The sequence below is a fragment of the Streptomyces odonnellii genome, assembly GCF_000981895.1.
In the GTDB taxonomy this organism is placed as follows: domain Bacteria; phylum Actinomycetota; class Actinomycetes; order Streptomycetales; family Streptomycetaceae; genus Streptomyces; species Streptomyces odonnellii.
Genome location: NZ_LATD01000002.1, coordinates 1 through 24,851, shown reverse-complemented (window position 1 = coordinate 24,851; position 24,851 = coordinate 1). Strand labels below are relative to the sequence as shown.

22 protein-coding genes and 3 pseudogenes are annotated in these 24,851 nt (G+C 68.8%); 9 read left to right on the top strand and 16 right to left on the bottom strand.

The window, feature by feature from the left end:
- The first annotated feature begins 146 nt into the window (after positions 1 to 146).
- Positions 147 to 1,853 (top strand): GAF domain-containing sensor histidine kinase, encoded by a 1,707-nt coding sequence (locus WH07_RS00220; RefSeq protein WP_046494078.1) that lies wholly within the window; start codon positions 147 to 149, stop codon positions 1,851 to 1,853.
- A gap of 206 nt (positions 1,854 to 2,059) precedes the next feature.
- Here the strand turns inward: WH07_RS00220 and WH07_RS00215 are convergent, their stop codons facing one another.
- Complete coding sequence (locus WH07_RS00215) at positions 2,060 to 3,007, bottom strand: Cof-type HAD-IIB family hydrolase (RefSeq protein WP_079022821.1); 948 nt, start codon at positions 3,005 to 3,007, stop codon at positions 2,060 to 2,062.
- A 236-nt stretch (positions 3,008 to 3,243) separates the two neighbouring features.
- On the opposite strand from WH07_RS00215, the pseudogene WH07_RS00210 reads away from it, so the two are divergent.
- A pseudogene (locus tag WH07_RS00210) lies at positions 3,244 to 3,462 on the top strand (LLM class flavin-dependent oxidoreductase); the annotation flags it as partial.
- A gap of 86 nt (positions 3,463 to 3,548) precedes the next feature.
- Here the strand turns inward: WH07_RS00210 and WH07_RS00205 are convergent.
- The 3 genes from WH07_RS00205 to WH07_RS00195 are packed head-to-tail and all read right to left on the bottom strand — an operon-like array spanning position 3,549 to position 6,857.
- Positions 3,549 to 4,589 carry a hypothetical protein gene (locus WH07_RS00205; protein WP_232788643.1) on the bottom strand — a complete coding sequence of 347 codons (1,041 nt, stop codon included), beginning with the start codon at positions 4,587 to 4,589 and terminating at the stop codon, positions 3,549 to 3,551.
- Entirely contained in the window at positions 4,570 to 5,691 is a 1,122-nt protein-coding gene (locus WH07_RS00200) for an AAA family ATPase (protein WP_046494075.1), read from the bottom strand. The genes WH07_RS00205 and WH07_RS00200 overlap by 20 nt, the downstream gene beginning before the upstream one ends.
- Positions 5,688 to 6,857, bottom strand: a complete 1,170-nt coding sequence (locus WH07_RS00195) for a DUF262 domain-containing protein (protein ID WP_232788642.1) — start codon at positions 6,855 to 6,857, stop codon at positions 5,688 to 5,690. The genes WH07_RS00200 and WH07_RS00195 overlap by 4 nt, the downstream gene beginning before the upstream one ends.
- 366 nt (positions 6,858 to 7,223) lie before the next feature.
- Here WH07_RS00195 and WH07_RS00190 point away from each other — a divergent pair.
- A pseudogene (locus tag WH07_RS00190) lies at positions 7,224 to 7,466 on the top strand (LLM class flavin-dependent oxidoreductase); the annotation flags it as partial.
- Positions 7,467 to 7,491: 25 nt separating this feature from the next.
- Here the strand turns inward: WH07_RS00190 and WH07_RS00185 are convergent.
- The 4 genes and pseudogenes from WH07_RS00185 to WH07_RS00170 all read right to left on the bottom strand — a co-directional run bounded on the left by WH07_RS00185 (position 7,492) and on the right by WH07_RS00170 (position 9,776).
- Positions 7,492 to 7,893 carry a hypothetical protein gene (locus WH07_RS00185; RefSeq protein ID WP_046494071.1) on the bottom strand — a complete coding sequence of 134 codons (402 nt, stop codon included), beginning with the start codon at positions 7,891 to 7,893 and terminating at the stop codon, positions 7,492 to 7,494.
- Positions 7,890 to 8,139, bottom strand: a pseudogene (locus WH07_RS00180) (hypothetical protein). Before WH07_RS00180 ends, WH07_RS00185 begins: the two are co-directional and overlap by 4 nt.
- Before the next feature lie 62 nt (positions 8,140 to 8,201).
- Positions 8,202 to 9,410: a hypothetical protein gene (locus tag WH07_RS00175; protein ID WP_052744156.1), complete on the bottom strand. Its 1,209-nt coding sequence runs from the start codon at positions 9,408 to 9,410 to the stop codon at positions 8,202 to 8,204.
- A gap of 51 nt (positions 9,411 to 9,461) precedes the next feature.
- A complete protein-coding gene (locus WH07_RS00170) occupies positions 9,462 to 9,776 on the bottom strand; it encodes a calcium-binding protein (protein ID WP_046494068.1) in 315 nt (104 codons plus the stop codon).
- A gap of 100 nt (positions 9,777 to 9,876) precedes the next feature.
- Between WH07_RS00170 and WH07_RS00165 the strand changes: the two genes are divergently transcribed.
- Positions 9,877 to 10,770: an LLM class flavin-dependent oxidoreductase gene (locus tag WH07_RS00165; RefSeq protein ID WP_046494066.1), complete on the top strand. Its 894-nt coding sequence runs from the start codon at positions 9,877 to 9,879 to the stop codon at positions 10,768 to 10,770.
- A gap of 96 nt (positions 10,771 to 10,866) precedes the next feature.
- Here WH07_RS00165 and WH07_RS00160 read toward each other — a convergent pair whose 3' ends face one another.
- The 5 genes from WH07_RS00160 to WH07_RS00140 form a co-directional block, all read right to left on the bottom strand.
- Positions 10,867 to 11,421 carry an RNA 2'-phosphotransferase gene (locus WH07_RS00160; RefSeq protein ID WP_046494065.1) on the bottom strand — a complete coding sequence of 185 codons (555 nt, stop codon included), beginning with the start codon at positions 11,419 to 11,421 and terminating at the stop codon, positions 10,867 to 10,869.
- Positions 11,422 to 11,553: 132 nt separating this feature from the next.
- Positions 11,554 to 12,123 (bottom strand): MerR family transcriptional regulator, encoded by a 570-nt coding sequence (locus tag WH07_RS00155; RefSeq protein WP_046494063.1) that lies wholly within the window; start codon positions 12,121 to 12,123, stop codon positions 11,554 to 11,556.
- Positions 12,120 to 13,040, bottom strand: a complete 921-nt coding sequence (locus WH07_RS00150) for a metal-dependent hydrolase (RefSeq protein ID WP_046494084.1) — start codon at positions 13,038 to 13,040, stop codon at positions 12,120 to 12,122. The genes WH07_RS00155 and WH07_RS00150 overlap by 4 nt, the downstream gene beginning before the upstream one ends.
- Before the next feature lie 146 nt (positions 13,041 to 13,186).
- Entirely contained in the window at positions 13,187 to 15,064 is a 1,878-nt protein-coding gene (locus WH07_RS00145) for an SDR family oxidoreductase (protein WP_079022819.1), read from the bottom strand.
- Positions 15,061 to 15,894 carry a M24 family metallopeptidase gene (locus tag WH07_RS00140; protein WP_106409472.1) on the bottom strand — a complete coding sequence of 278 codons (834 nt, stop codon included), beginning with the start codon at positions 15,892 to 15,894 and terminating at the stop codon, positions 15,061 to 15,063. Before WH07_RS00140 ends, WH07_RS00145 begins: the two co-directional genes overlap by 4 nt.
- A gap of 298 nt (positions 15,895 to 16,192) precedes the next feature.
- On the opposite strand from WH07_RS00140, the gene WH07_RS00135 reads away from it, so the two are divergent.
- The 5 genes from WH07_RS00135 to WH07_RS00115 all read left to right on the top strand — a co-directional run bounded on the left by WH07_RS00135 (position 16,193) and on the right by WH07_RS00115 (position 20,738).
- Positions 16,193 to 17,227, top strand: coding sequence for an ABC transporter ATP-binding protein (locus WH07_RS00135; RefSeq protein WP_079022822.1), 1,035 nt, complete (start codon positions 16,193 to 16,195; stop codon positions 17,225 to 17,227).
- Complete coding sequence (locus WH07_RS00130) at positions 17,217 to 18,140, top strand: ABC transporter permease (RefSeq protein WP_046494059.1); 924 nt, start codon at positions 17,217 to 17,219, stop codon at positions 18,138 to 18,140. The genes WH07_RS00135 and WH07_RS00130 overlap by 11 nt, the downstream gene beginning before the upstream one ends.
- Complete coding sequence (locus tag WH07_RS00125) at positions 18,137 to 19,048, top strand: ABC transporter ATP-binding protein (protein ID WP_046494057.1); 912 nt, start codon at positions 18,137 to 18,139, stop codon at positions 19,046 to 19,048. The genes WH07_RS00130 and WH07_RS00125 overlap by 4 nt, the downstream gene beginning before the upstream one ends.
- 16 nt (positions 19,049 to 19,064) lie before the next feature.
- Complete coding sequence (locus tag WH07_RS00120) at positions 19,065 to 19,784, top strand: ABC transporter permease (RefSeq protein WP_046494055.1); 720 nt, start codon at positions 19,065 to 19,067, stop codon at positions 19,782 to 19,784.
- A 261-nt stretch (positions 19,785 to 20,045) separates the two neighbouring features.
- Entirely contained in the window at positions 20,046 to 20,738 is a 693-nt protein-coding gene (locus WH07_RS00115) for a hypothetical protein (RefSeq protein WP_046494053.1), read from the top strand.
- A gap of 302 nt (positions 20,739 to 21,040) precedes the next feature.
- Here the strand turns inward: WH07_RS00115 and WH07_RS00110 are convergent, their stop codons facing one another.
- The 3 genes from WH07_RS00110 to pheA form a co-directional block, all read right to left on the bottom strand.
- A complete protein-coding gene (locus WH07_RS00110; protein WP_408645780.1) occupies positions 21,041 to 21,826 on the bottom strand; it encodes an HAD family hydrolase in 786 nt (261 codons plus the stop codon).
- A gap of 116 nt (positions 21,827 to 21,942) precedes the next feature.
- Entirely contained in the window at positions 21,943 to 23,220 is a 1,278-nt protein-coding gene (serS, locus tag WH07_RS00105) for a serine--tRNA ligase (protein WP_046494051.1), read from the bottom strand.
- A gap of 579 nt (positions 23,221 to 23,799) precedes the next feature.
- Positions 23,800 to 24,735 (bottom strand): prephenate dehydratase, encoded by a 936-nt coding sequence (gene pheA, locus WH07_RS00100; protein WP_046494049.1) that lies wholly within the window; start codon positions 24,733 to 24,735, stop codon positions 23,800 to 23,802.
- Positions 24,736 to 24,851: the final 116 nt, after the last annotated feature.

Here is a 24,851-nt window from a genome sequence, read left to right as displayed (position 1 = left end):
GGTGGTGCGCGGGTGGCGGATGCGCAGGTGGCCGGGGTGCGGGTGGCTGGTGCGCGGGCGCCGGGCCGCCGGACGGTCGAGGCTCGGTAGGCCCGCGCCCGCACGCGGACTTTCCCTATCAAATGGGAATTATTAGGCTCTGGCCTATGAAGGTGCCCGAGCCGCTGGAGCCTCTGGACGCGGTCACTCGCGCGGCGAGCAGTCTGGAGGGCCTGTCCGTCGAGAACACCGCGCGTGTGCCGCAGCTTCTGGAGGCGATGTGCTCCGTCGGTACGGGACAGGGGCTGCACACCACGCTCAAGCGGATCTGTGAGACCGCCGTCGAGCTGGCCGGGGCCCGCTATGCCGCCATCGGGGTCCTCGACGAGGCGGGCGAGAGCCTCTCGGACTTCGTGACCCATGGCGTGGCTGACGACGTGGCCCGCCGGATCGGCCGCAGACCCGATGGACATACGGGCCTGCTCGGCGTGCTGAACAGGTGTCCCGAACCGATCCGGCTGGCCGATCTGACCACCGATCCGCGCGCCGCGGGATTCCCGCCAGGCCATCCGCCGATGCGGACGTTCCTGGGGGTCCCCATCCGTGCCCAGGGCGAGGCGCTCGGCAATTTCTATCTGGCCGAGAAGCCCGGCGGGGGCGAGTTCAGCGACTACGACCTGCACATGGTGCGCGTCCTCGCCACGGACGCCGCGAATGCCATCGGCAACGCCCGGCTGTACGAGGCGGCCCGACAGCGCGAACGCTGGATCGACGGCTCGGTCGCCGTCACCACGGCCCTGCTGACCAGCGGTGACGCGGGAGACGCGCTGTCCGTGGTCGCCGAGCAGGCGCGTCGGCTGGCGGACTCGGTCATCGGCGTGGTCCTGCTGCGCACGGAGGCCGGTGGGCTGGAGGTCGTGGCCGTGTCCGCCGAGCATCCGACGGTGAAACGGAAGTACGTCGTACCGGCCACGAACCCCGTCGCCATGACCCTGCTGGCCGGCGAGTCCATGTTCCTGGACGACCTCGCCACCGATCCGCGGGTGACGCCCGCTCTGGCCGCGGATTTCGGGCCCGGGATGCTGCTGCCGCTGCGGTCCGACGGCCGGGTGCTGGGCGCGCTGGCCATGCCCCGGGCGCGGGGCGCGCGCCGTTTCGGGGAGCGGGAACGGACCATGGCCGACCAGTTCGCCGCCCAGGCCGCGCTGGCGCTGATGACGGCCGAGGCGCAGCGCGACCGCGAGCGGCTGGCGGTCCTGGAGGACCGTGACCGTATCGCCCGTGACCTGCACGATCTGGTCATCCAGCGGCTGTTCGCGACGGGGATGACGCTGGCGAGCGCCCAGCGCGGAGCGGTCGCCGCCGAGGTGCACCAGGGCATCGACCAGGCCGTCGACGAGCTCGACGTGACCATTCAGGAGATCCGTACGGCCATCTTCGCGCTCCAGCAGGGACCGGCCGAGGCACCGGCCGGGGTGCGCACCCGCGTACTGCGGGAGATCAATATGGCGGCGGTGCCCCTGGGGTTCCGGCCCAGCCACCGGTTCCTCGGGCAGGTCGACGCCGCCGTCGGTGAGCTGGCCGGGAAAAATCTGATCGCCGCGCTCCGTGAGGCCCTCTCCAACGCCTTCCGGCACGCGCATGCCACGCGTATCGAAGTGATCGTCGACGCGACGGCCCGGCTGCCTGACGGCAGGGCGGCGGTACGGCTGTCGGTCGCCGACGACGGGGTGGGCATCCCGGACGGCGGACGACGCAGCGGGCTGCGCAATCTGGCGCGTCGGGCCGAGTCACTGGGCGGATCGAGCGTGTGCGGGCCGGGGATCGGCGGGGACGGGCGCGGTACGACGGTGATCTGGGAGGCGCCGCTATGAGGGCGGGCGTGGCGGACGTGGCGCGGTGGACGGGCGTGGCGCGGTGGACCGGTGTGGCGGACGAGGCGGGTGTGGCGCGGCGGACAGGAGTGGTGCGGGGGACAGGCGTGGCAGACGGGCGTGGCGCGGTGGACGGGCGTGGCAGACGCTGGAGGGCTGGCCAGCGGTCACCATCTGGCGGGACCGACCGCGGATCGACCGATCTGCTAGATCCGGGCCAGGATCTGTTCGATGACGATCGCCACGCCGTCCTCGTTGTTGGTGGCCGTACGGCCTGACGCGGCGGCCAGCACATCCGGATGGGCGTTGCCCATGGCGTACGACGTCCCGGCCCAGGCCAGCATCTCCAGATCGTTCGGCATGTCCCCGAAGGCCACGACCTCGTCGGACGATATGCCGCGCTCGGCACAGCAGAGGGCGAGGGTGCTGGCCTTGCTCACGCCCAGGGCGCTGATCTCCAGCAGCGCGGTGGGGCTCGACCGGGTGATGGTGGCGCGGTCCCCCGCCGCCGTACGGGCAAGGGTGAGGAAGGCGTCGGGCGTCAGGCCGGGGTGGTGGGCGAGCAGCTTGATGACAGGACCGGCGGAGTCCTCGTACGCCTCGTCGAAGATCTCCTCCGCGGTGGCGACGGTCGCGCCCGGGTCCTCAAGGAAGGGCGGGTACGTCGGCTCGTAGCGGATGCCGTGGGCCATCTCGACGGCGAAGGCCGTTCCGGGGGCGGCGTCGCGCAGGGCCTGGACGACATACAGCCCGGTTTCGCGGTCCAGGTCCCGGACCCGCAGCAACTCGCCGCCGGCGTGCAGATCGACCACGGCGGCGCCGTTCGCGCAGATCGCCAGGCCATGGCCGTGCACATGCTCGCTGACGACATCCATCCAGCGGGCCGGGCGCCCGGTGACGAAGAAGACCTCGATGCCCGCTTCCTCGGCGTTCTTGAGCGCGGCGGTCGTACGGTCCGACACGGACTTGTCGTCGCGGAGCAGGGTGCCGTCGAGATCGGTGGCGATCAGCCGAGGCCGGGCGGGAAGCGGGGAGCCGGGAGAGGCCGCGGTTCCTGGGGCCTTTGGGGCTTCCGCGGTGGCCGGGGTTTCTGTTGCGGCTGGGGTTTCCGCGGTGGCTGGGGCGGCTGGGGAGTCGTCCGTGGGCGAGGTCACGGCGCCATTCTCCTGTACGAGTGCGCACGGGCGTGCGGAGGGGCGCACATCTGAGACGGGATCAGTCGGCGGTGCGCACGCGTGCGTGCGGGAGAGTCGGCGAGTGGTTCGGAACCGGGGTGGTGGCGACGACGCGTACGGTCGGCCGGCGCGAGGTCGGCCGGCGGACGCGCGGGCGGTCGGCGTACGGTCGACGGGCGCGCGGGCGGTCGGCCGGCGGGACGTAGGGTCGGGGCATGCGCCTCAGTACTGTGATCCTTCCCGTCCGCCGCTGGCACGACGGTGGCCGCGACGAGTGGCTGCGCGCCGAGCGGCTCGGTTTCCATGCCGCGTACACGTACGACCATCTGTCCTGGCGTACCTTCCGTGACGGCCCGTGGTTCGGGGCGGTGCCCACGCTGACGGCGGCAGCAGCCGTCACCGAGCAACTGCGGCTCGGGACGCTCGTCACCTCAGTCAAGCCTTTTTCGCGCATCACCGGCTGACCTGGTCTTTCATATGAGAGGAAGCGTCGACGGACAGGTCATTCGGTCCCGTTGGTTCAGGTCGCCAGATGCCCCACGAAGATCCCGATGAGAATCCGGTCGTCGTATGTGGCGATCGGCAGTGAGAAGTGGACCCTGTCGCGGTCCCAGAGCCGCTTGCCGTGCCACTCACATCGGTAGGTGCCGTCGTCGTAGGCGACGTTGCGCTGTTCCCACGCCGTCGCGTTCTTCTTCGTGTTTGGGCTCTCGGGTGAGATGTCCAGACCCAGCGCACTGAACCTCCGGACAACCTGTGTCTGGTCGCCGTTGCATTCGTCCAGTGTCCGGGGGAAGTGGTCGTCGAGCGCGCCCAGCAGCTTCACCAGCCAGGGCAGGACTTCGGCGTAGGCGCCCTTGAAGTGGTGCAGGCGCAGAGAGTCGGCAAAGAGCAGCCGGGGGAAGGCATCCTCCGTGAAGGTGAAGAAATGCTCGGCCGAAACGTTCTCGTGGGTGAGGAGACCGCGCCAGAAGACCGGTATGTTGTCGGGGTGCCGTAGGACGTGCACCTTCACCTCATCCCGGCCGACCTCCGTCGTCCGCGTGACGGTAAGCCATCCGGATGGCCATTCGGGTTCCGTGGCATACGGGACCAGGAGACAGGACATGGCGCGGCCCACCGCTGCCCGTGCCAGAGCGTGGGCTGTGCCCCAGGACGGTTCCTGCCAGGGGCCGTCGGCCACCCGGACCGGCTGGGGCAGATCCGCCTCGTTCGGTTCCACGCGTCGGCATTTGCTCAACAGTTGCTGCAGAAGGACCCGCTTGTCACGGGGCAGCCCGCCGTCAGGCGAGTACAGGGCATCGATCAGTGCGACTGACGGTCGGCACTCGACGTCGTAGGCAGGTTCCATGAACGCGGCCTTACGGCCATCGGCCAACGGCTGAAGTACCTCCGCGAGGGTGTCGAGGGCTTCCCGCAGGCTCGAGTCCGTCATCGCTCGCCAGTCGAAGCACTCCTCTGCGATTACGACGCGATAGTCGTCGGCGGCCTCGGCGGCGGTGGTAGCGCTCGACTGGTTCTGCCCGGTTCCGTTTCCACTCCTACTTGCCGCGTCGGGCACGAGCCAGTCTCCCGAGGTCGGTCTCGATCTGGTCGAAGAAGCCACTGGGCCAGTGGCTTAGCTCGCCCCTGTCGTTGATTTCGATGGGTAGGGCCTGATCGTGATCGAAGTAGTGGGTGATCATGTCCGCTGCCGGGAGAGAGCGATCCTGTGCGACGGCGAGCCGGGCTCCGTTGAGGACGTGGTCGCTGTGCGTCTCCACCACGACCTGCACCCCGCTGCCCGCCACCCGCGCGAGGAACCGGCCCAGCCGAGATTGTCCCGCCGGGTGCAGATGCGCCTCGGGGTTCTCCACGATCAGCAGGTCGCCCGGCTCGGTGAGCAGTCCCGCGACGATGATCGGCAGGGCATAGGAGATGCCGAAACCGGTGTTTGCGGGGCGGATTTCCTCGCCGCTCAGGCCCCTCTCGCCGAACCGGATCGTCGTGGCCATGATTCCCACAGCCACCCGTGCGGTGATCCGCAGCGGACGGATGATCTCCGAGGCCCACGACTCGGTCTGGACCCTCAGCTGCGGTCCGGCGGCTTCTGCGTGGTGCAACGCACCGCGAACCGCCCTGCGCGTACTCACCGCGCGTGACTCGCGCAGCGCCAGCACCTGTGCGGTGAACTCGCCTCGCACCCCGACTCCGATCCGGTCCGGTTCCTCGGCGGACACCGACAGCGTGTCGCGGGGGCCCAAACGTTCGGCGCACAGGTAGGTGAAAGCGGGGGCCGCGACGGCCGACCCGATACCGGGCACGTGCGCCACCGGCAGTCGCCGTACATCGAGGTGCAGCGCCTGCTCGGCGTCGGGCAGTCCGAAGCCGAACACCCATGACTCACCGTCCGGGCCGCCCAGCCGGACGGTGATCTCCCGCGCGTCGGTCGTCCAGTTCAGCACGTCCCGGGCCTCGCCGAGTGCTAGTCCGAGCGAGCCGTTCAGCCGCACAGTGCCGCCTGCCGCTGCGCCCGACGTGCCTGCCAGCCTCGCCAGCAGCAGGGACTGGATCACGGTGCTCTTGCCGCCGCCATTGACTCCGGTCAGGACGGTGAAAGGGCGCAGGCTAAACGACTCGGACTCGAACCGCTTGAAGCCCCGGATCTCCAGGGAAGTGATCACAGGTCGGCTCCCGCGTCCGCTACGGCGGCCTTGAAGCGGTAGTCCACCCGGAATCGGTCGGCGGTGGAGGAGGTGATGGCGTTGAGGTAGACGACGTCGACGGTCATCCGCTCACGGGCCGCCTTCACGATGGCCGTGCGACGCGTACGCAGGTCGGCGGTCGTGTAGTCGGGGTCGGCCAGGGCCATGGACCAGCTCTCGAACATGGCGCGGTTGATCGGGCGGCGGTAGTCGTCGCCCTCCGGCCACTTGCGAAAAGCATGCTCGCCGAAGACGAGGTACGCGTGAGTCATCGCCCGGTCGAAGGCGGCCTCCAGCGCCGCCACTTGCTCCTCCGGGACCTGCTTCGGATCGTCCAGCAGCTCGGTGGCGTCCATCAGGAACTGCTCCATGATGGGGCGCTCCTGGTAAGCTCTAATGCCCTTCAGCCAGAACGCGGCGAATCGCAGGGCCATCTCCCGGTCATTCATCCGGATGTGGTCGGTGAGGCGGCCCCCGGTGGCCTTGGCGAAGGCGTCCGTGTGGGTCATCCGGTGCAGGATGTCCCGACTGCGCGGGCTGCTCATGCAGTGCCGGATCTCCTGGGCGTTGAGCGGGGTCCCGCCGGTGTTGATCCGCTTGAAGATCTCGTACGTGACCCCGCGAGGTGTCGTCGGGTCGATCACGTTGACGATCAGCTGGGTGTTGTTGATCCGCCGCTGGGACGGCACAGGAAGATCACTGAAACGCAGGTCCTTCAGATCGTTCAGGTGCTCCAGCTTCCCGAGGGCGAAGCCGTTTTCTCCACCCCGGACGAACGCGTGCAGCGTGGACAGCCGTTGAAGGCCATCTACGACGCGAAACGATCCGTCCGAGTCCTCCGCGAAGTAGAACGCGGGCAGCGGAATCTGCAGCAGTAGTGACTCGACCAGCAGGGACTTCTGGTCGGTCCGCCAGACCCGCAATCGCTGGAAGTCAGGAGCGAGCTCGATGGAGCCCTCGTCGATCTGGTCGAGGATGTTGCGCAGGGAAAATTGGCTGGTGTTCACCCGGATCTGGTCCGGGTTCCACGGCCGCTGAATTCGCGTGGTGTCCTCGCCGGGGTCCTCGACCTCGATGCCCGTGGCGTGTCCGTCGAACACGTCCTCCACCACGTCCGGGGTCGTCTGCCTGCCGTCCATAGCCATGCGGACCATCCTATGGGCGGGCGATTCAGGCGGTGGGGCCTTTGTTCCGACCTCCACCGCCCCTCCCCGGCAGGACGCCGCCCCGGCAGCCGACGAGGGCGAGGACGTCTGTCAGGGACTTGACCAGGCGTGCGATGTGGCGGATGTCGTCGGCCGTGAAGTGTGCACCGTCGTCGAGTATCGCAGGGGCGAGACCCAGGATGACGGCTGCGGTCCCCAGTTCTCGCTGACGGTCGGGGAGTGCGGCTGGTCGGTCATGGTGTCGCCGTCCCGTTCCAAGGCCGTGGCCCCCACAGTCGCCCGGCTTGCGTGTTCGAAGGCTGGCAGCACGGGGAGGTTTGAGGGCCGGGACGTATGGTCGGTGACGTGCGATTGAGCACTGTGATTCTGCCGATCTACCCATGGGCCTGCGAGGGGCGGGAGTTGTGGCAGCGGGCCGAGGAGCTCGGTTTCCATGCCGCGTACACGTACGACCATCTGTCGTGGCGGATGCCGTTCCGCGAGGGGCCGTGGTTCGGTGCCATCCCCGCCCTGACCGCCGCCGCGACGGCTACCGAGCGTATCCGTTTGGGCACCCTCGTGACGTCAGTCAAGGCTCGTTCACCGATCGCGCACCGACCTGCGGCTATCCCTGTCAGAGGCCGATGAGTCTGATCTGTTTGCCGCACAGACGGGTCATGTCGTCAACATCGGACGTCAGTATCGCCACCGGACCGGGCTGCCGCAGTGCCGCTTCCGCGACCGTGGCGTCGATGGCGTGCGTGTGCCCGTGAAGGCCGGCGGCCTTGAGGAGCTTGGCTGCTTCCTTCGCCGCCTGCTCGGTCACCGGCTCCACCTTGACTCTGGACAGGGCCCAGTACAGGCGGGACATGTTCACGCGGGAGTGGCTGACCTCCACGACGGTGTTCGCGCTGTTGACCAGGTCCGCTCCCCTCTCGTGAAAGATCTTGAACAGGGCAAGGATCTTGCGGTCCTGGGCGATCCATCCGGACAGGCCCTCACTGTTCAGGACCACCGTCTCGATGTGTGGGCTCACGCGGCGCTCGCGCCACCCGCGGTGTCGGTGGTGCCGAAGACGCGTGCTCGGGCCTCAGCCAACTCCTCCGTGCTGAAGGCTCCGTGCTCGTCCTTGTGGTTCCGCAGATCCGCCCCCGAGCAGATGGTGCCTGAGCCGGCGGGCCACTGCCTCGGCCACATAGCCCGAGACGTTGTCGGTGAGCTTCTTCAGCTCGGCCACCTGCTCGGTGGGGAGCGTGACGGTGATGCGGGTCGTGTCGGCCATGAACTGGAGTATGCGTGGTCGTCGGGCCGGCGCGGCAGCCGCCGTGCCCTCGTGAGCTGCGGCTACCGGCGGCCGGCGGCAAGCCGGCTGAGACGGTCGCCGATCACCGAGACGCCCGGACGGGGCTCGCTCTCGTAGTACCAGGGCTTGCGTCGGCGCAGCAGTGCCTCGCCGTGTTCGCTCCAGGTGAAGCCAGGCTTCCGCAGGAGCTTCCGGAATACCGCGTCGGCGGTCTCCGGGTGGGCGGCGGCCAGTCGGCGGATCGGCAGTGGCGAGATCGACTCCTCGCGCAGGTAGGCGCGCAACAGGTCCTGGTACCGCTTCTGGCCTGCGCGGGCGGGGTTCGCGAAGAGCTCCTGCAGCATCCCGTAGTCCGCGTAGAAGTTCAGGCCGTCGATCCCGTCGTAGATGACGCCGATGGTGTCCGAGTCCGCCAGTTCTCGTGGCAGTTCGAACAAAGGCAGGTCCAGCCCGGGGAGTCGCCTGCCCCGGGCACGGCCGGGCTGTTTTCCGGCGACGGCGGCCTGCTGGCGGTGGCGGTAGTAGGCGTTGAGGCGGTCCTCGGCCTCGGCAGGTGTAAGGACCAGCTCGTCGCCACCGCAGAACTCGACGAACGCGGCCCGGTCCTCCCGCATCCGCTGCCATCCCTGCTCGATCTTCTCCGGGTTGCGGAAGACGAACTCGGGCCGACTGGTGGCCAGTTCGATCGCCACCTGGGCGATCTCGGAGGCTTTGGACCTGGGGTAATAGGACATCGCCCCGGATACCAACCAGGCCCCGTCGGCCGAGTGAACGGGTACCAGACAGGCGTGCAGAAACCCTCCCCCGGAAACTCCACGGAACACCGCCCGCCCGGCATTCGAGTACGTGCGGTACTCCAGGTCGTCGACCAGGTTCAGCAGGACGACGGCATCCTCCTCCTTGCCCCTCACCTCGAAGACGCCCTCGACCGGGTCACGCCAGCCGAGCAGCATCTCCCGGTCGGCAGCGGTCAGATCCTTCCGCCCGGCAACGAACCGGTCCACCACGGTCGAACCGCCAGGCAGGCGGTACCGCAGGATGAAGTGGTCGGTGATCCTGACCGCCCCGCCTTCGTCCAAGTACCGCTCAGGCCCCGCGGCCTCCAGCAGAAGAGGCGTCAACCACCGGTCGAAGCGGGGGCTCTGGGCGAAGGCGACCAACCGCCCCTTCAACTCGGAACTGCGCTCGATGAGATCGGTCAACGACGGTTCATCGGTGCCCTGATTCGAGCCCTGGACGGCATCAGCCACGTTCAGCCCCTCCATACAAGCCAGTTCCGCGTGAAGTTCGAAGGCCCGGCCTCAACCGGCCCAGTGCCGGTACGCGTCGATCCATTCCGCGCCCTCGGGGGCCGGACGGGGCAGCGGCAGCTCCAGGATTCCGATCGACTGCCGCATACCGCCGCGGGAGCACAGGGCGACGATCCTGCCGTCCGGTGCGAGGTCGACACCCCGCACGGTCACCTCGACGCCGAGAACAGCGGTGGTGGTGAAGGGCACGGCAAGGTGCTCCTCAAGCAGGGTGAACAGACCAGTGAGCTGCTCGTCCTCGTTGTAGGCATCGACGGTCGCCTCTTCGATCATGGCCTCGAGTTCAGCCTTGCTGAACGTACCCATGGAGTAACCCTAGCGACTTTCGGGAGGACCGTGGGGCCTCTCGTGCCTGCTCCGAGGGCACGGCCGTGGTGGCCGGCGGCCCGCGCGTATCGTCTGGGGCATGCGCCTCAGTACTGTGATCCTTCCCGTCCGCCGCTGGCACGACGGTGGCCGCGGCGAGTGGCTGCGCGCCGAGCGGCTCGGTTTCCATGCCGCGTACACGTACGACCATCTGTCCTGGCGTACCTTCCGTGACGGCCCGTGGTTCGGGGCGGTGCCCACGCTGACGGCGGCAGCAGCCGTCACCGAGCGACTGCGGCTCGGGACGCTCGTCACCTCACCGAACTTCCGGCATCCCGTCACGCTCGCCAAGGACCTGCTCACGCTGGACGATGTCTCGGGCGGGCGGATCACTCTTGGGATCGGCGCGGGGGGTACGGGCTTCGACGCCACGGTGCTGGGGCAGGAGGCGTGGACGCCGAGGGAGCGGGCGGACCGGTTCGCCGAGTTCGTGCCGCTGCTGGACCGGTTGCTGACCGAGGACTCCGTGACGTACGAGGGCAGCTTCTACTCCGCGGTCGAGGCCCGCGGCATCCCGGGGTGTGTGCAGCGGCCCAGGCTGCCCTTCGCGGTCGCGGCCACCGGGCCGCGCGGGCTGCGGCTCGCCGCGGAGTACGGCCAGGCCTGGGTGACGACGGGCGATCCCAAGCTGTTCGAAACCGGTACGCCTGAGCAGTCCCGGGAAGCCATTCACGGGCAGATCGAGCGGCTCGCCAAGGTCTGCGCGGAGATCGGGCACGAGGTGCCCGAGAAGATCCTGCTCACCGGCTTCACCCCGGACCGGGACGGGCCGATGCGGTCTGTCGACGCGTTCGTGGACTTCGCGGGCCGGCATACGGAGCTGGGGATCGACGAGATCGTGGTGCACGCTCCCATTCCGGACTCGGTCTTCGCCACTGACCAGCGGGTCTTCGAGCGGATCGCGACCGAGGCACCGGCGCAGCTTCGCTCGTAACCGGCGTAAGCGGCGACGGCAGGGCTGGGGCGCGGGTCCGGCTGTCCCATGGGCGTCTGTTGGCGTCGGTGGGGTCGGCGGGGTCGGCGGTCAGGGTCAGCCGGGGAAGCGCAGGTACCGCGGTGGTACGGAGTCGGTGAGCCAGACCCCATTGGCGCTCACATGGAAGACCAGCCCGTCCCTGTGCATCGCTGCCGCGTCCGCCGAGAGCACGACCGGTCGGCCGCGGCGCGCGCCGACCCGGGTCGCCGTTTCGCGGTCCGGCGAGAGATGCACATGGTGGCGGGCCATGGGGCGCAGCCCTTCGGCCCGGATCGAGTCGAGATGGCGGGCGACGGTCCCGTGGTAGAGGTACGCGGGCGGCTCCGCCGGTGGCAGGTCCAGGTCGACCGTGACGGTGTGGCCCTGGTTGGCGCGGATGCGGTCGCCGTCCACCGTGAAGCGCCGTTTGTCGTTGACGGCGACCATATGGTCGAGTTCGGCGCGGCTGATCCGGAAGCCATGCGCGGTCGCGGCACTGATCAGTTCGTCGACCGCCACCCAGCCGTTCGCGTCGAGGGTGATACCGATCCGCTCGGGCTGGTGGCGCAGATGTTTGGAGAGGTACTTTGACACCTTCACGGTGCGCCGTTCATCGGGTGTTCCGTTCATCCGATCAGCGTGGCCGGTAGGGTCACCAGGCCGCCACTCATTTGAAATTCGTGGTGTTCACAGGTTTGATCCACAGCCAACTCAGTTATCCACAGGGGGATTTGCCGATCCTGTGGACAAGGTCCGCGGCTTTTAACCTATTTGATCAATACGGCTGTGTTGTCTGTTGATTGAGGCGAGGGCATCCAAGGTCCTTGCCCGAAGCTCCCGTTCGGCCGCCGCCGTTATGAATGCCGCGACGTTCTCCGGCCCAACCAGCCCCTGTATGGCCCGGATCGTGTCGGCGGGCAGCGTCACGGAACGGGTCTCGGAGTCCGGTGAGCGGGAGGTGCTGTGCCCGATCCCACCGAACCGTTCGGCCGGCTCCGTACGGGAGATACGGCCGGGCTCCCCGTCGGTCCAGGACTCCTGCGCCCCGGCGGCCGGACCGAGCACCCAACCGAGTCCGCGCCCCGAGTCCCGCGCCTCCAGCAGCTCCTTGATGGAGGCCAATGTGTATCCCCGGCCCAGCAGTTCGGCTATCAGCCGCAGCCGGGCGAGATGGGTGCCGTCGTACACGTTGGCCCGTCCGCGCCGCTCCGGTCTGGGCAGCAGCCCGCGGTCCTGGTAGGCCCGGATCGTACGTACGGAGGCCCCGCTCGCATGCGCCAGCCCCTCGATCCGGTACTCGGCCCCCGGCAAGGACGGACCCGGCGCGCTCACTCCCTCCGTCCCGGTGTCGTGCGGCTCACCGCGTCCGCCGCGGCCCGGGCGGCGGGCGAGGCCGCGAGGTAGTCGACTGCTCTGCGCAGCGAGCCCTCCTGCGATGGGTGGTACGACCGGCGGAAGTAGCGGGGTATCGCCGCGCCCAACTCGCGCCAGGTCGGCAACAGCCCTTTGCTCATCGCCTTGTTGTGCTCCCGAAGCGAATAGCGCAGCCTGCCGGCGAGCTGGGGGTCGTGCCGGATGAGATAGGCGGCGCCCGAGGACCAGAGCCACAGCAGTACGGGCACGGTGACGCACATCGTGCCGACCCGGCGCGCATAGCGCAGTGCGTCCGGGCCGCCGCAGTGCTCGTACATGTCGAAGGCCACAGCGCGGTGTTCGACCTCCTCCGCGCCGTGCCAGCGCAGCAGATCGAGCATGACCTCGTCGGATCCCGCCCGGTCCAGCGCCTCCGCGCGCAGCACCCAGTCACCGAGGACGGCCGTGAACTGCTCGATCGCCGCGACGAACGCCAGCCGGTAGAGCAGCCATCTCCCGGCCGGGAAGGGTATTCCCCAGGGCGGCTTCTCGCCGAGGAGCTTCTCGAAGAGATAGTCGACGCGGCGGATGTAGGCGTCGGTGTTCAGCCGCTGCTCGGCGAGGTGGTCCAGTACATGGGAGTGCTGGACGCTGTGCGTGGCCTCCTGCCCCATGAACCCCTTGACGTCCTTGAGCAGTTCCGGGTCGGTGACCAGTGGCAGGCCCTCCTTGAAGACCTTGACGAACCACCGCTCGCCCGCCGGCAGCAGCAGATGCAGCACATTGATGACATGGGTGGCCGTGGGCTCGCCCGGTATCCAGTGGAGAGGAGTCCCGTGCCAGTCGAACGAGACCCGGCGCGGCACGATGGCATACCGCTCCCCGGTCTCCCTGATCTCCCTGGCCTCCCTGATCTCCTCGGTCTCCCTGATCTCCCTGGTCTTCCCGGTGTCATCGGCCGCCCGGCTCTGCTCGGCCTTGAGCGGCTCCCCCTTCTCTTCGTCCGGCCCGAACTCCCCGTCCCCCGCTCGCTTGTCGGTGTTCACAGCGGCGGCTCGACTCGTGCGATCGCACGCAGCGCCCCGGGCGCGAAGCGGGACAGGAACCGCGCGCCGCGGGCCTCCGGGGTGACCGGTACGACGGCCTGGTCGCGCACCACGGCGCGCAGCACGGCGTCGGCGACCTTCTCCGGCGGGTAGTTGCGCAGCCCGTACAGCCGGGCGGTCTTCTTTCGGCGCCGCTCCTCCTCAGCCGCGGAGACACCGGTGAAACGCGCGGTGGAAGTGATGTTGGTGTTGACGAAACCGGGGCATATCGCCGAGACCCCGATGCCCTTGTCTGCCAGTTCCGCTCGGAGGCATTCACTGAGCATCAGAACCGCCGCCTTGGACGTGCTGTACGCGGGCAGTGCCTTCGAGGGCTGATAGGCGGCCGCGGAAGCGGTGTTGACGATATGGCCGCCCTGTCCGCGCTCGGCCATCTGCCTGCCGAAGACGCGGCAGCCATGGATGACACCCCACAGATTGACGTCCAGGACCTTCTTCCAGTCCTCGGTGGTGGTGTCGAGGAAGGGACCGGACAGCCCTATCCCCGCGTTGTTGACGAGGACATCGACGATGCCGTACTCCGTGGCGACCTTCTCGGCGAGCTTCTCCATCGCCTCGCCATCACCGACATCGACCGTCTCGGCCCAGGCTTCGGGTGCCCCGGTCAGCCGGGCCAGTTCCGCGGTCCTGGCGGCCCCTTCCCCGTCCAGGTCGACCGCCACGACGCGTGCGCCCGCCTCGGCGAACGCGAAGGCGGTGGCCCGGCCGATACCGCTGGCCGCCCCCGTGACCAGGACGAGCTGTCCGCCGAAGCGCTGTGCGTACGGTCCCGTCCGCACCGTGCCCGTACTCGACTCGGCAGCCTCTTCCGGAGGGCCGCCGCTCTCGTGGGCGGTGACGAAGTCGGTGATCCAGGAGGCCAGTTGATCGGGCCTGGTGCGGGGTACCCAGTGCTTGGCGGGCAGCGTGTGCCGTACCAGGCCCAGAGCCCACTGCTCCAGATCGTCGTAGAGCCGCTCGGACAGGAAGGCGTCGCCGGTCGGGGTGATGAGCTGGACAGGTACGTGCGCATGCGCGTCCGTACGGGGACGGCGCAGCCGGGCGCGGACGTTGTCCCGGTAGAGCCACGCGCCGTGCGCCGCGTCCCGGGGCAGGGACGCGGTCGGATACGCCGTGCCGGAAAGCCTTTCGGCCCGGCGGAGGATCTTGGGCCACTGCCTGCCGAGAGGGCCGCGCCAGGCCAGCTCGGGCAGCACGGGCGTATGCAGTACGTAGACGTACCAGGACTTGGCGCCCTGGCCCAGGAGCTGGCCGACCCGCCGCGGAGTGGGGCGTGCCGCGCGCCGCTTGATCCAGTGCCCCATATGGTCCAGGGACGGCCCGGACATCGAGGTGAAGGAGGCGATCCGGCCCTCGGTCCGCGCGACGGTCGCAAACTCCCATGCCTGTACGGAACCCCAGTCGTGGCCGACGAGATGCACCGGCCGGTCCGGGCTCACCGCGTCGGCGACCGCCAGGAAGTCGTCGGTCAGCTTCTCCAGCGTGAACCCGCCGCGCAGCGGGTCCGGCGCCGTCGACCTGCCGTGCCCCCGCACGTCGTACAGCACCACATGGAAGCGCCCCGCCAGCCTTGCCGCGACCTCCGACCAGACTTCCTTGCTGTCCGGATAGCCGTGTACGAGCACCACGGTCGGCCGCCCGGGATCGCCCAGCTCCGCGACACACAGCTCGACCCCGCCGGTCCGAACCCGGCGCTCCCGCGCCCCCTCCAGCCCCGGGACCGTACTGCTGCCGCTGCCGCTGCCGCTGCCGCTGCCGTTGTCGCCCGAGGAGTCCGCGCCCGAGCCCGCGCCCGCACCCATGTCCGTACTCATACGGCCGCCTCCGTCCAGCGCCGCACATGCGGCAGATCGTCATCCAGCCAGAACGCGCTCTGCTCCGGATCCCGTGAGTCGGTGACCACCAGGATCTCCTCGAACTTCGCGCCCGTACCCCGGAACCCGAGGTGCGGTTCGACCGCCCACAGCCCCGGTGCCGGCGGGTGGTCGGAGAACCGGTACGGGCTCCACAGCGGCGACCAGCCGTCGCGGTGGCCGCGCAGTGCGTCGCTCGCGAGGCCCTTGAGCGACTGGGTGCCGAACCCGAACACATGCGGTGACCAGCGGCGGTCCTTCACCCGGTCGATCTTGTGGGCGATGACACCGAACGGATAGGCCCGGTGCCTGTTCGCGTAGCCCTGCCGGACCATGAGGCGGTCCACGTCCTCGTAGATCTCCCGCAGCGTCCGCCGCTCACGCACCTCGCGCAGGATCAGCTCGCGGTGCGCCCGGAGATCGGCGAGCAGTTTGTTGTGCAGCGGGTTCGGACCGAGACAGCCCGAATAGCCGACATCCGCCGTGAAGCCGCGGTGGACGGGCGCGAGGTCCAGGATGAACGGCATCCCGGTCTCAAGCCGGCGCCCGCTGGGAAAGAACTGCAGCGGTATCCGGAAGCCTGCGAACGCCGTACGGTCCCCGAACCAGGCGAAGGGCAGGTGGAACCAGTCGCGCACGCCGCGGGCGCGCAGCCAGGCACGCTGCATCCGCGCCGCCTCGCGCTCCGTCACCCCCGGCGTGAGCCGCGCGGCGACGGTCTCCGCGCATTCATACGCCAGGCGCTGGACCTCCCTGAACCCCCGCAGCTCCGCGGTCCGTCGGTCCGTCACGGCATCGCCTCCCACTGGTTCCGTGTGCGGTGCGTGTTCTTCATGTCACGCAAATCGATGTGGCAGTGATGAATGTGACAATGCCCGGCGGCAACGTCAAGGGCCGGGCTGTGCCTGTGGACAACCGGCCCGCCCGCCCCTGTGGACAACTCGGCTGGCGAATCGGCCGATGGACTACGGTTTCTCCCAGTTCCTCAACGGCCCCCTTACGGGTCCCTACGCCCTGAGGGGGACAGGGATACAGCCGCCAAGGCTGACGACCCCTGTTACCTTCGCCACTACCGTCGGAGCCGTGAATGTGATCGCGACAGAAGGCCTGAGTAAGCGGTTCCCACGGGTAACCGCGCTTGACCGGCTCTCTCTGGACATCGGACCGGGTGTGACCGGTCTGGTGGGTGCCAATGGAGCCGGCAAGTCCACCATGATCAAGATCCTGCTGGGTCTTTCCCCCGCCACGGAAGGCCGGGCCACGGTGCTCGGGCTCGATGTCGCCACCAGCGGCGGTGCCATCCGTGAGCGCGTGGGATACATGCCCGAGCACGACTGCCTGCCGCCGGACGTCTCGGCCACCGAGTTCGTCGTTCATATGGCGCGCATGTCCGGACTCCCCCCGACCGCGGCGCGCGAGCGCACTGCGGACACGCTGCGCCATGTCGGCCTCTACGAGGAGCGTTACCGTCCCATCGGGGGCTACTCGACCGGTATGAAGCAGCGCGTCAAGCTCGCGCAGGCACTGGTCCACGACCCCCAGCTCGTCCTCCTGGACGAGCCGACCAACGGCCTCGACCCGGTCGGCCGTGACGAGATGCTCGGCCTGATCCGCCGCGTATACACGGACTTCGGCATCTCCGTCCTGGTCACTTCGCACCTCCTGGGCGAGCTCGAACGGACCTGTGACCATGTCGTCGTCATCGACGGCGGGACACTGCTGCGCTCCAGCTCCACCAGCGACTTCACCCAGATCACCACGACCCTCGCGGTCGAGGTCACGGACACGGACGCGCACCCCGACGGCACCGGGACACTGCGCGAGGCCCTCACCACGGCCGGGCTGACCCTCCACGCGGGCATGGAAGAGGGGCTCCCCGGCGCGGGCCACATCCTGCTGATCGAGGCCAAGGGCGAGGAGACGTACGACGTCGTCCGCGACACCGTCGCCGCGCTCGGCCTCGGACTCGTACGGATGGAACAGCGGCGCCACCACATAGCGGAGGTGTTCCGCCCCCAGCGGACCGAACACCCGCAGGACACACCGCAACAGGCCCCGGACGGCCGGGCCGCACACGGAACGGACCACGCACTGGTGAAGGGAGGCGTCCACGATGAGCGCTGAGACCACGACTGGCACCGAGGCCGGTACGGGAAGCGGAGCCGCGACCACCCGGATCCACAACATCGGATACCGCACCTACGACGGAGCGCGCCTCGGCCGCGCCTACGCGCGCCGCTCCCTCTACTCGCAGTCCCTGCGCGGTGCGTACGGACTCGGGCGCTCGGCCAAGTCCAAGGTTCTGCCGATGATTCTCTTCGCGGTGATGTGCCTGCCCGCGGCCATCATCGTCGCGGTCGCGATCGCGACCAACCTCAAGGAACTGCCGCTCGACTACACGCGCTACGCGATCTTCACCCAGGCCGTCATCGGTCTCTATCTGGCCTCCCAGGCCCCGCAGTCCGTCTCCCGCGACCTGCGCTTCAAGACCGTGCCGCTCTACTTCTCCCGCCCGATCGAGCGCGTCGACTACGTACTCGCGAAGTACGGAGCGATGGCCTCCGCCCTCTTCGTACTGACCGGGGCGCCGCTCGTCATCCTCTACGCGGGCTCACTGCTGGCCAAGATGGACTTCGCCGACCAGACCAAGGGCTTCGGTCAGGGGCTGGTGTCGGTGGCGCTGCTCTCCGTGCTCTTCGGCGGGCTCGGCCTGGTGATGGCCGCCCTCACACCGCGGCGCGGCTTCGGCGTCGCCGCCGTGATAGCCACCCTGACCATTTCGTACGGCGCGGTCTCCACCCTCCAGGCGATCGCGTGGAGTTCGGACGCCGTCGGAGCCGTCAAGTGGCTCGGCCTCTTCTCGCCGGTCACGCTCATCGACGGCGTACAGACCGCTTTCCTTGGCGCGACCTCCGCCTTCCCGGGCGAGGCGGGTCCCTCGGCCGGCGTGGGCGTGGTCTATCTGCTGGTCGTCCTCGCGCTCGTAGCCGGCTCGTACGCCGTTCTGATGCGCCGTTACCGGAAGGTCGGGCTGTGACCACCATCAATATCGAGCACACCTCGCGCTGGTTCGGCAATGTGGTGGCCGTCAACGACGTCACGATGACGATCGCGCCCGGTGTCACCGGACTGCTCGGCCCCAACGGCGCGGGCAAGTCGACCCTGATCAATATGATGGCCGGCTTCCTCGCCCCCTCCACGGGCAGCGTCACCCTCGACGGACAGCCGATCTGGCGCAACGAGTCGGTCTACCGGCAGATCGGCATCGTGCCGGAGCGGGAGGCGATGTACGACTTCCTGACCGGCCAGGAGTTCGTCGTGGCCAACGCCGAGCTGCACGGGCTGGGGATGAAGGAGGCGCGTGCGGCTCTCGCCACGGTCGAGATGGAGTACGCGCAGGACCGCAAGATCGCGACGTACAGCAAGGGCATGCGCCAGCGCGTGAAGATGGCGTCCGCGCTGGTCCACGACCCGTCCGTGCTGCTTCTGGACGAGCCGTTCAACGGCATGGATCCGCGTCAGCGCATGCAGCTCATGGATCTGCTGCGGCGTATGGGCGCCACGGGCCGCACCGTTCTCTTCTCCTCCCATATTTTGGAGGAGGTCGAGCAGCTCGCCTCGCACATCGAGGTGATCGTGGCCGGGCGCCATGCCGCCTCCGGGGACTTCCGCAAGATCCGCCGGCTGATGACCGACCGGCCGCACCGCTATCTCGTACGGTCCAGCGACGACCGCGCGCTCGCCGCCGCGCTGATCGCCGACCCGTCGACGGCCGGTATCGAGGTGGACCTCGCCGAGGGCGCGCTGCGCATCCAGGCGGTCGACTTCGGCCGGTTCACCGAACTGCTGCCGCGGGTCGCCCGCGAACACTCCATCCGGCTGCTCACGGTCTCGCCCTCGGACGAGTCCCTTGAGTCGGTCTTCTCGTACCTCGTAGCGGCCTGAAAGGAGCTGTGACGTCATGTACAACCCCACAGTCGCCCGGCTCACCTACCGGGCCCTGCTCGGCAGGCGCCGGGCCGCGCTTCTCTTCCTGCTGCCCGCGCTGCTGATCGTCATCGCGGTGGCCGTCCGTGCGCTCAACGGCGCGGACGACCAGGTCGCGGTGGATGTGCTGGGCGGTTTCGCGCTCGCCACGATGGTGCCGCTGATCGGTGTCATCGCGGGGACCGGCGCGATCGGACCCGAGATCGACGACGGCTCGATCGTCTATCTGCTCTCCAAGCCGGTGAAGCGGTCGTCGATCATCTTCACCAAACTGATCGTGGCCATAGCCGTGACCATGGCCTTCTCCGCGATCCCCACGTTCATAGCCGGGTACATCCTGAACGGCAACGGCCAGCAGATCGCCGTCGCTTACACGGTCGCGGCGCTGGTCGCCTCGATCGCGTACAGCGCGCTCTTCCTGCTGCTCGGTACGGTCAGCCGCCACGCGGTGGTCATCGGACTCGTCTACGCGCTGGTCTGGGAGACGCTCTTCGGCAGCCTGGTGGCGGGCGCGCGGACGCTCAGCGTCCAGCAGTGGTCGCTGGCGCTCGCCCAGAAGATAGGCGGCGAGGGCACGATCACCTCGGACGTCGGCCTGCCGCTGGCGGTGGGTCTGCTGGCGGGGGTCTCGGTGGCGGCGACCTGGTACGCGGGCCAGAAGCTCAGGACGCTGAAGCTAGCGGGCGAGGAGTAGACGCGTGCGCTCCGCACGGCAACCCCCGCCCGATGGGCGGGGGTTGCCGCGTAACTGTACGTTTATCGCTTCGTTGTCCAGGGTGCGTGGAGGCAACTGGAGTCTGTGACGTCGAGCGTTTGTGAAGCTGGGGATTGCCGGCGCGGGGCCGAGAGCCGCGTATGCCGGTCATTGAGTGAGTAGCCACCGTGAGCCGACCTCCGCCCCTGAAGCCCGGGGAGAGGGCCGACCATCAATCGGTTTCACGTGGAAGGCATGTCCATGCCACCTGAAGGTGCTCTGATCGAGTCGCGCTCGATGCGCGACAGCGTCATGGGGCGGGTCGAGGCGCTCGACAAAGTCAAGGCGCTCCGGCTGCTGCCGGACGGCGTACATATCGCGACGGAAGGCGTCGCGCGCTACTTCCAAGTATCCACAGACGTCATCAGGCAGTTGACCGCGCGGCATCGCGCAGAGCTGTCCGAGAACGGGATGCATGTGGTGCGAGGCTCTGACCTGCGCGAATATCAGAGTGACGCGGTGTCACTCTCATCCGGGAGCGGCAAAAGTTATCCACAGCGGCGCTCCAGTCTCACGCTCTACACCCGTCGTGCCGTGCTCAACATCGCGATGCTTCTTCGCGACAGCGACATCGCGCGGTGCGTCCGTACGTATCTCCTCGGCGTCGAGGACGAACTCCGCACGGGGTACGCGAACCTCGACCGGCGGGTGACCGATGTCGAGGCGTGTCTCGGCGGGGTCGGTGTGGCGCTTCAGGAGCTGGGGCCGGTTCTGAACCGGATGTCGTACCGGCTCGACAGTCTGGACCGGCGGCTCGACGCGACCAATCAGGTCGTCGGAGCCATCAGCAACCGGCTGTGCCAGATGTCCGATGACATCAACCGGGTGGATGCCAGGGTGGACGATGTCGTCCATCAACTGAGGGATCTGCGCCGGGGCCGTAAGCGCCGCTGATCCTGCTCGTAGCCCCTGCGCCCGCGTCCGTCCGTAGTAACCGTACGGGCGGGCGTGGGCCATGGCGCCGATATTCGGTGGCGGGACGTCGCCGCCCCGGGCACAGTAGTTCTGTCAAGGCACACCTCAGGACCGGGAGCGGAGCACGGCGACGACCGGGATTCCGTGTCCGCCGAGTTCCCAGCAGGGCAGCACCGCGCAGGCGCCGGAGTAGCCATCACTGCTCCGCGCAGCCGCCGGGGCGCTGCCCGGGGGCGGCCGCTTCGAGCGCGCATCCGCGCGGGCCGCCCCTTCCCGGAGGGCTACCCCAGCAGCAGCTTCTCCAGCACCACCGCGATGCCGTCATCCTCGTTCGACGCCGTGATCTCGTCGGCCACGGCCTTCAGTTCCTCGTGCGCGTTCGCCATCGCCACCCCGTGCCGCGCCCAGGCGAACATCGGGATGTCATTGGGCATGTCGCCGAACGCGATCGTGTCCGCCGCCGTGACACCGAGCCGGCGCGCGGCCAGCGAGAGCCCGGTCGCCTTGTTCAGGCCCAGCGGCAGGATTTCCACAACCCCCGCCCCGGCCATCACCACATCCACCAGGCCGCCGACCGTCGCCCGCGCTGCCCGCGCCAGCGCGTCGTCGTCCAGCTCGGGGTGCTGGATGTACACCTTGTTGAGCGGCTCCGCCCACAGCTCCGCCAGGTCGTCGACGAACAGCGCCGGAAGCTCACCGTCCAGCACCTGGTAACCAGGACCGATCACCACCGCGCCGTCGAGACCGTCCCGGCTCGCCGCGAGCGCCAGCGGCCCGGTCTCCGCCTCGGTCTTGGCGATCGCCAGCCTGGCCAGTTGGCGGTCCAGCGTCACCGACGTCAGCAGCCTGCGCTCACCGGCGTGATAGACCTGCGCGCCCTGGCCGCACACCGCGAGGCCCTCGTACCCAAGATCGTCCAGGATGTGCTGCGTCCAGGGCACGCCACGCCCCGTGACGATGATGTGCGCGGCTCCCGCCGCCGTGATCGCGGCGAGCGCCTCACGCGTACGCCCGGAGACCGTGAAGTCCTCACGCAGCAGTGTCCCGTCGAGATCGGTCGCCACCAGCCGGTACGGGAACGATGCCGCGGACGAACCCGTGGCCGGGACTGCTGAGGACCCGGCCACAGAGGACCGCGCGGACGACGAGGGCGTCGGTGACGACGCCGGTTCGGGGCCGGTGCTCACTTGGTGACCGGCTCCAGCAGCTCACGCCCGCCCAGATAGGGCCGCAGCACCTCGGGCACCACCACCGAACCGTCGGCCTGCTGGTGGTTCTCCAGGATCGCCACGATCGTGCGCGGCACGGCGCAGAGCGTGCCGTTCAGCGTCGACAGCGGCTTGATCTGCTTGCCGTCCCGGACGCGGATGGAGAGCCGGCGCGCCTGGAAGCCGTCGCAGTTCGACGCCGAGGTCAGCTCGCGGTACTTCCCCTGCGTCGGGATCCATGCCTCGCAGTCGAACTTCCGCGACGCCGAGGCCCCCAGATCGCCGGACGCCACATCGATCACCTGGAAGGGCAGCCCCAGACCGGTCAGCCACTGCTTCTCCCAGTCCAGCAGCCGCTGGTGCTCGGACTGGGCGTCCTCCGGATCGACGTACGAGAACATCTCGACCTTGTCGAACTGGTGGACCCGGAAGATGCCCCGGGTGTCCTTGCCGTACGTACCGGCCTCGCGGCGGAAGCACGGCGAGAAGCCCGCGTACCGCAGGGGCAGCTTGTCGGCCTCGATGATCTCGTCCATGTGGTACGCGGCGAGCGGCACCTCCGACGTACCGACCAGGTAGAAGTCGTCCTTCTCCAAGTGGTACACGTTCTCCGCGGCCTGGCCGAGGAAGCCCGTACCCTCCATGGCACGCGGGCGGACCAGCGCCGGAGTCAGCATGGGGATGAACCCGGCTTCGGTGGCCTGGGCGATCGCCGCGTTGACGAGAGCCAGCTCCAGGAGCGCGCCGATGCCCGTCAGATAGTAGAACCGCGAGCCGGACACCTTGGCGCCGCGCTCCACGTCGATGGCGCCCAGCGCCTCGCCCAGCTCCAGATGGTCCTTGGGCTCGAAGCCCTCCGCTGCGAAGTCCCGGATCGTGCCGTGCGTCTCCAGGACGGTGAAGTCCTCCTCGCCGCCGACCGGAACATCGGGGTGGACGATATTGCCGAGCTGGAGGAGGAGCCGCCTGGCCTCCTCGTCCGCGTCGTGCTGGTCGGCGTCGGCGGCCCTGACATCCGCCTTGAGCTGCTCCGCCTTCTTGAGCAGCTCGGCCTTCTCCTCGGCGGACGCCTTGGGGATCAGCTTGCCGAGCGACTTCTGCTCGGAGCGCAGCTCGTCGAAGCGGAGGCCGGACGACCTGCGCCGCTCATCGGCGGAGAGCAGGGCGTCGACCAGAGCGACATCCTCTCCACGGGCGCGCTGGGAGGCGCGGACACGGTCGGGGTCCTCACGGAGCAGGCGAAGGTCAATCACCCCACCAGGCTACCGGTGCCCGCCGACACCGACCCACCCGATATCAACAGGCACACCTCTTTGTCTAAATTGTCGCGATTGAGAAATCTGTCGGAAAATCTCCCGGCGGTCATTCGTCGTTCGTCAATAAAGGGGATCCAATTCGCCGCAACGAGGCATAAGGTGGCGGTCTGCTTGACTCACTTCCCTTGTGGAGAAGGGGACTTGAGTCGAACTCCACAGGGCGTTGTCCACAGACGCGCACCGGTCGCGCGAGTTATCCACAGGCTGCGTGATGGGCCTGTGGATTGCGGAAAAGTGCGGGCCGCGCGAGCTGGGAGCGGGCCGGAGATTTCCCTCGTAAACCCACTTCACACACTCATTCGGGTGGGAATTGCTCGCTCCAACGAGTTGATCGCTGGAATCGGACTGACGTGGCGCGGCTGGGCGCCCTGTGGATGGGGGTTGGCGACCACAGAGACTTGTCGACTTGATCGGCCTGTGTTGTCGACTTGTCCCCAGGTCGAGAAGCGCGCCTGTGGATAACTTTGCCCTTCATCCACAGGCTCACAGGCACAGCAGCTCCCTAAAGCCCAGCCCTCAGGCGCGGCCGTCCTGGCTTCGCGCCAGCCACTCGGCCGCCTCGATGAACTCCGTGTCCGAGGTCCCCCGCCGCAGTGTCGACACATCGTCCGCCGACACCCCCGCCCGCGGGTACGAGCCGAGGAAGCGCACCTTGGGACAGATCCGCTTCAGCCCCATCAGCGCCTCGCCCACCCGCCGCTCCGAGATATGGCCCTCGGCGTCCACCGCGAAGCAGTAGTTCCCGATTCCGGCGCCGGTCGGCCGCGACTGGATCAGCATCAGGTTGACCCCGCGTACGGCGAACTCCTGGAGCAGTTCGAGCAGTGCGCCCGGGTGGTCGTCACCCATCCAGATGACCACCGAGGTCTTGTCCGCGCCCGTCGGCGCCGCCGGGCGCGCGGGCCGGCCCACCAGCACGAAGCGCGTCTCCGCGTTCTGAGCGTCATGGATCTCGGTCACCAGCGGTTCGAGACCGTACGTGGCCGCCGCGAACTCACCCGCGAAGGCCCCGTCGAACCGCCCCTCCTGCACCAGCCGCGCGCCGTCCGCGTTCGACGCCGCCGACTCCCACACCGCGTCCGGGAGCTGGTTCCGCAGCCAGTTGCGCACCTGCGGCTGCGCGACCGGATGACCGGTCACGGTCTTCACATCGGAGAGCTTGGTCCCGGGCCGTACGAGCAGGGCGAAAGTGATGGGCAGCAGCACCTCGCGGTAGATCATCAGCGGCTCGCCGGAGGCCAGCTCGTCGAGGGTCGCGGTGACACCGCCCTCCACCGAGTTCTCGATCGGTACGAGCGCCGCCGCCGCATCGCCGTTCCGTACGGCGTCGAGCGCCGCCGGTACGGACACCATGGGGACGAGTTCGCGGGTCGCGGCTTCCGGGAGCGTACGGAGGGCTGCCTCCGTGAACGTGCCTTCGGGGCCGAGATACGTGTAGCGCGTGGCCGACATACGGTCACCCTAATGGCCCGGCGGAGCTCATGCCGCGAGCGCGGACCTGCCCCCGCCGGCCCGCCCCTCGACCGCGGCCCTCAGGACTCCAGCAGCCGCTGCCCCACGTACTCCCC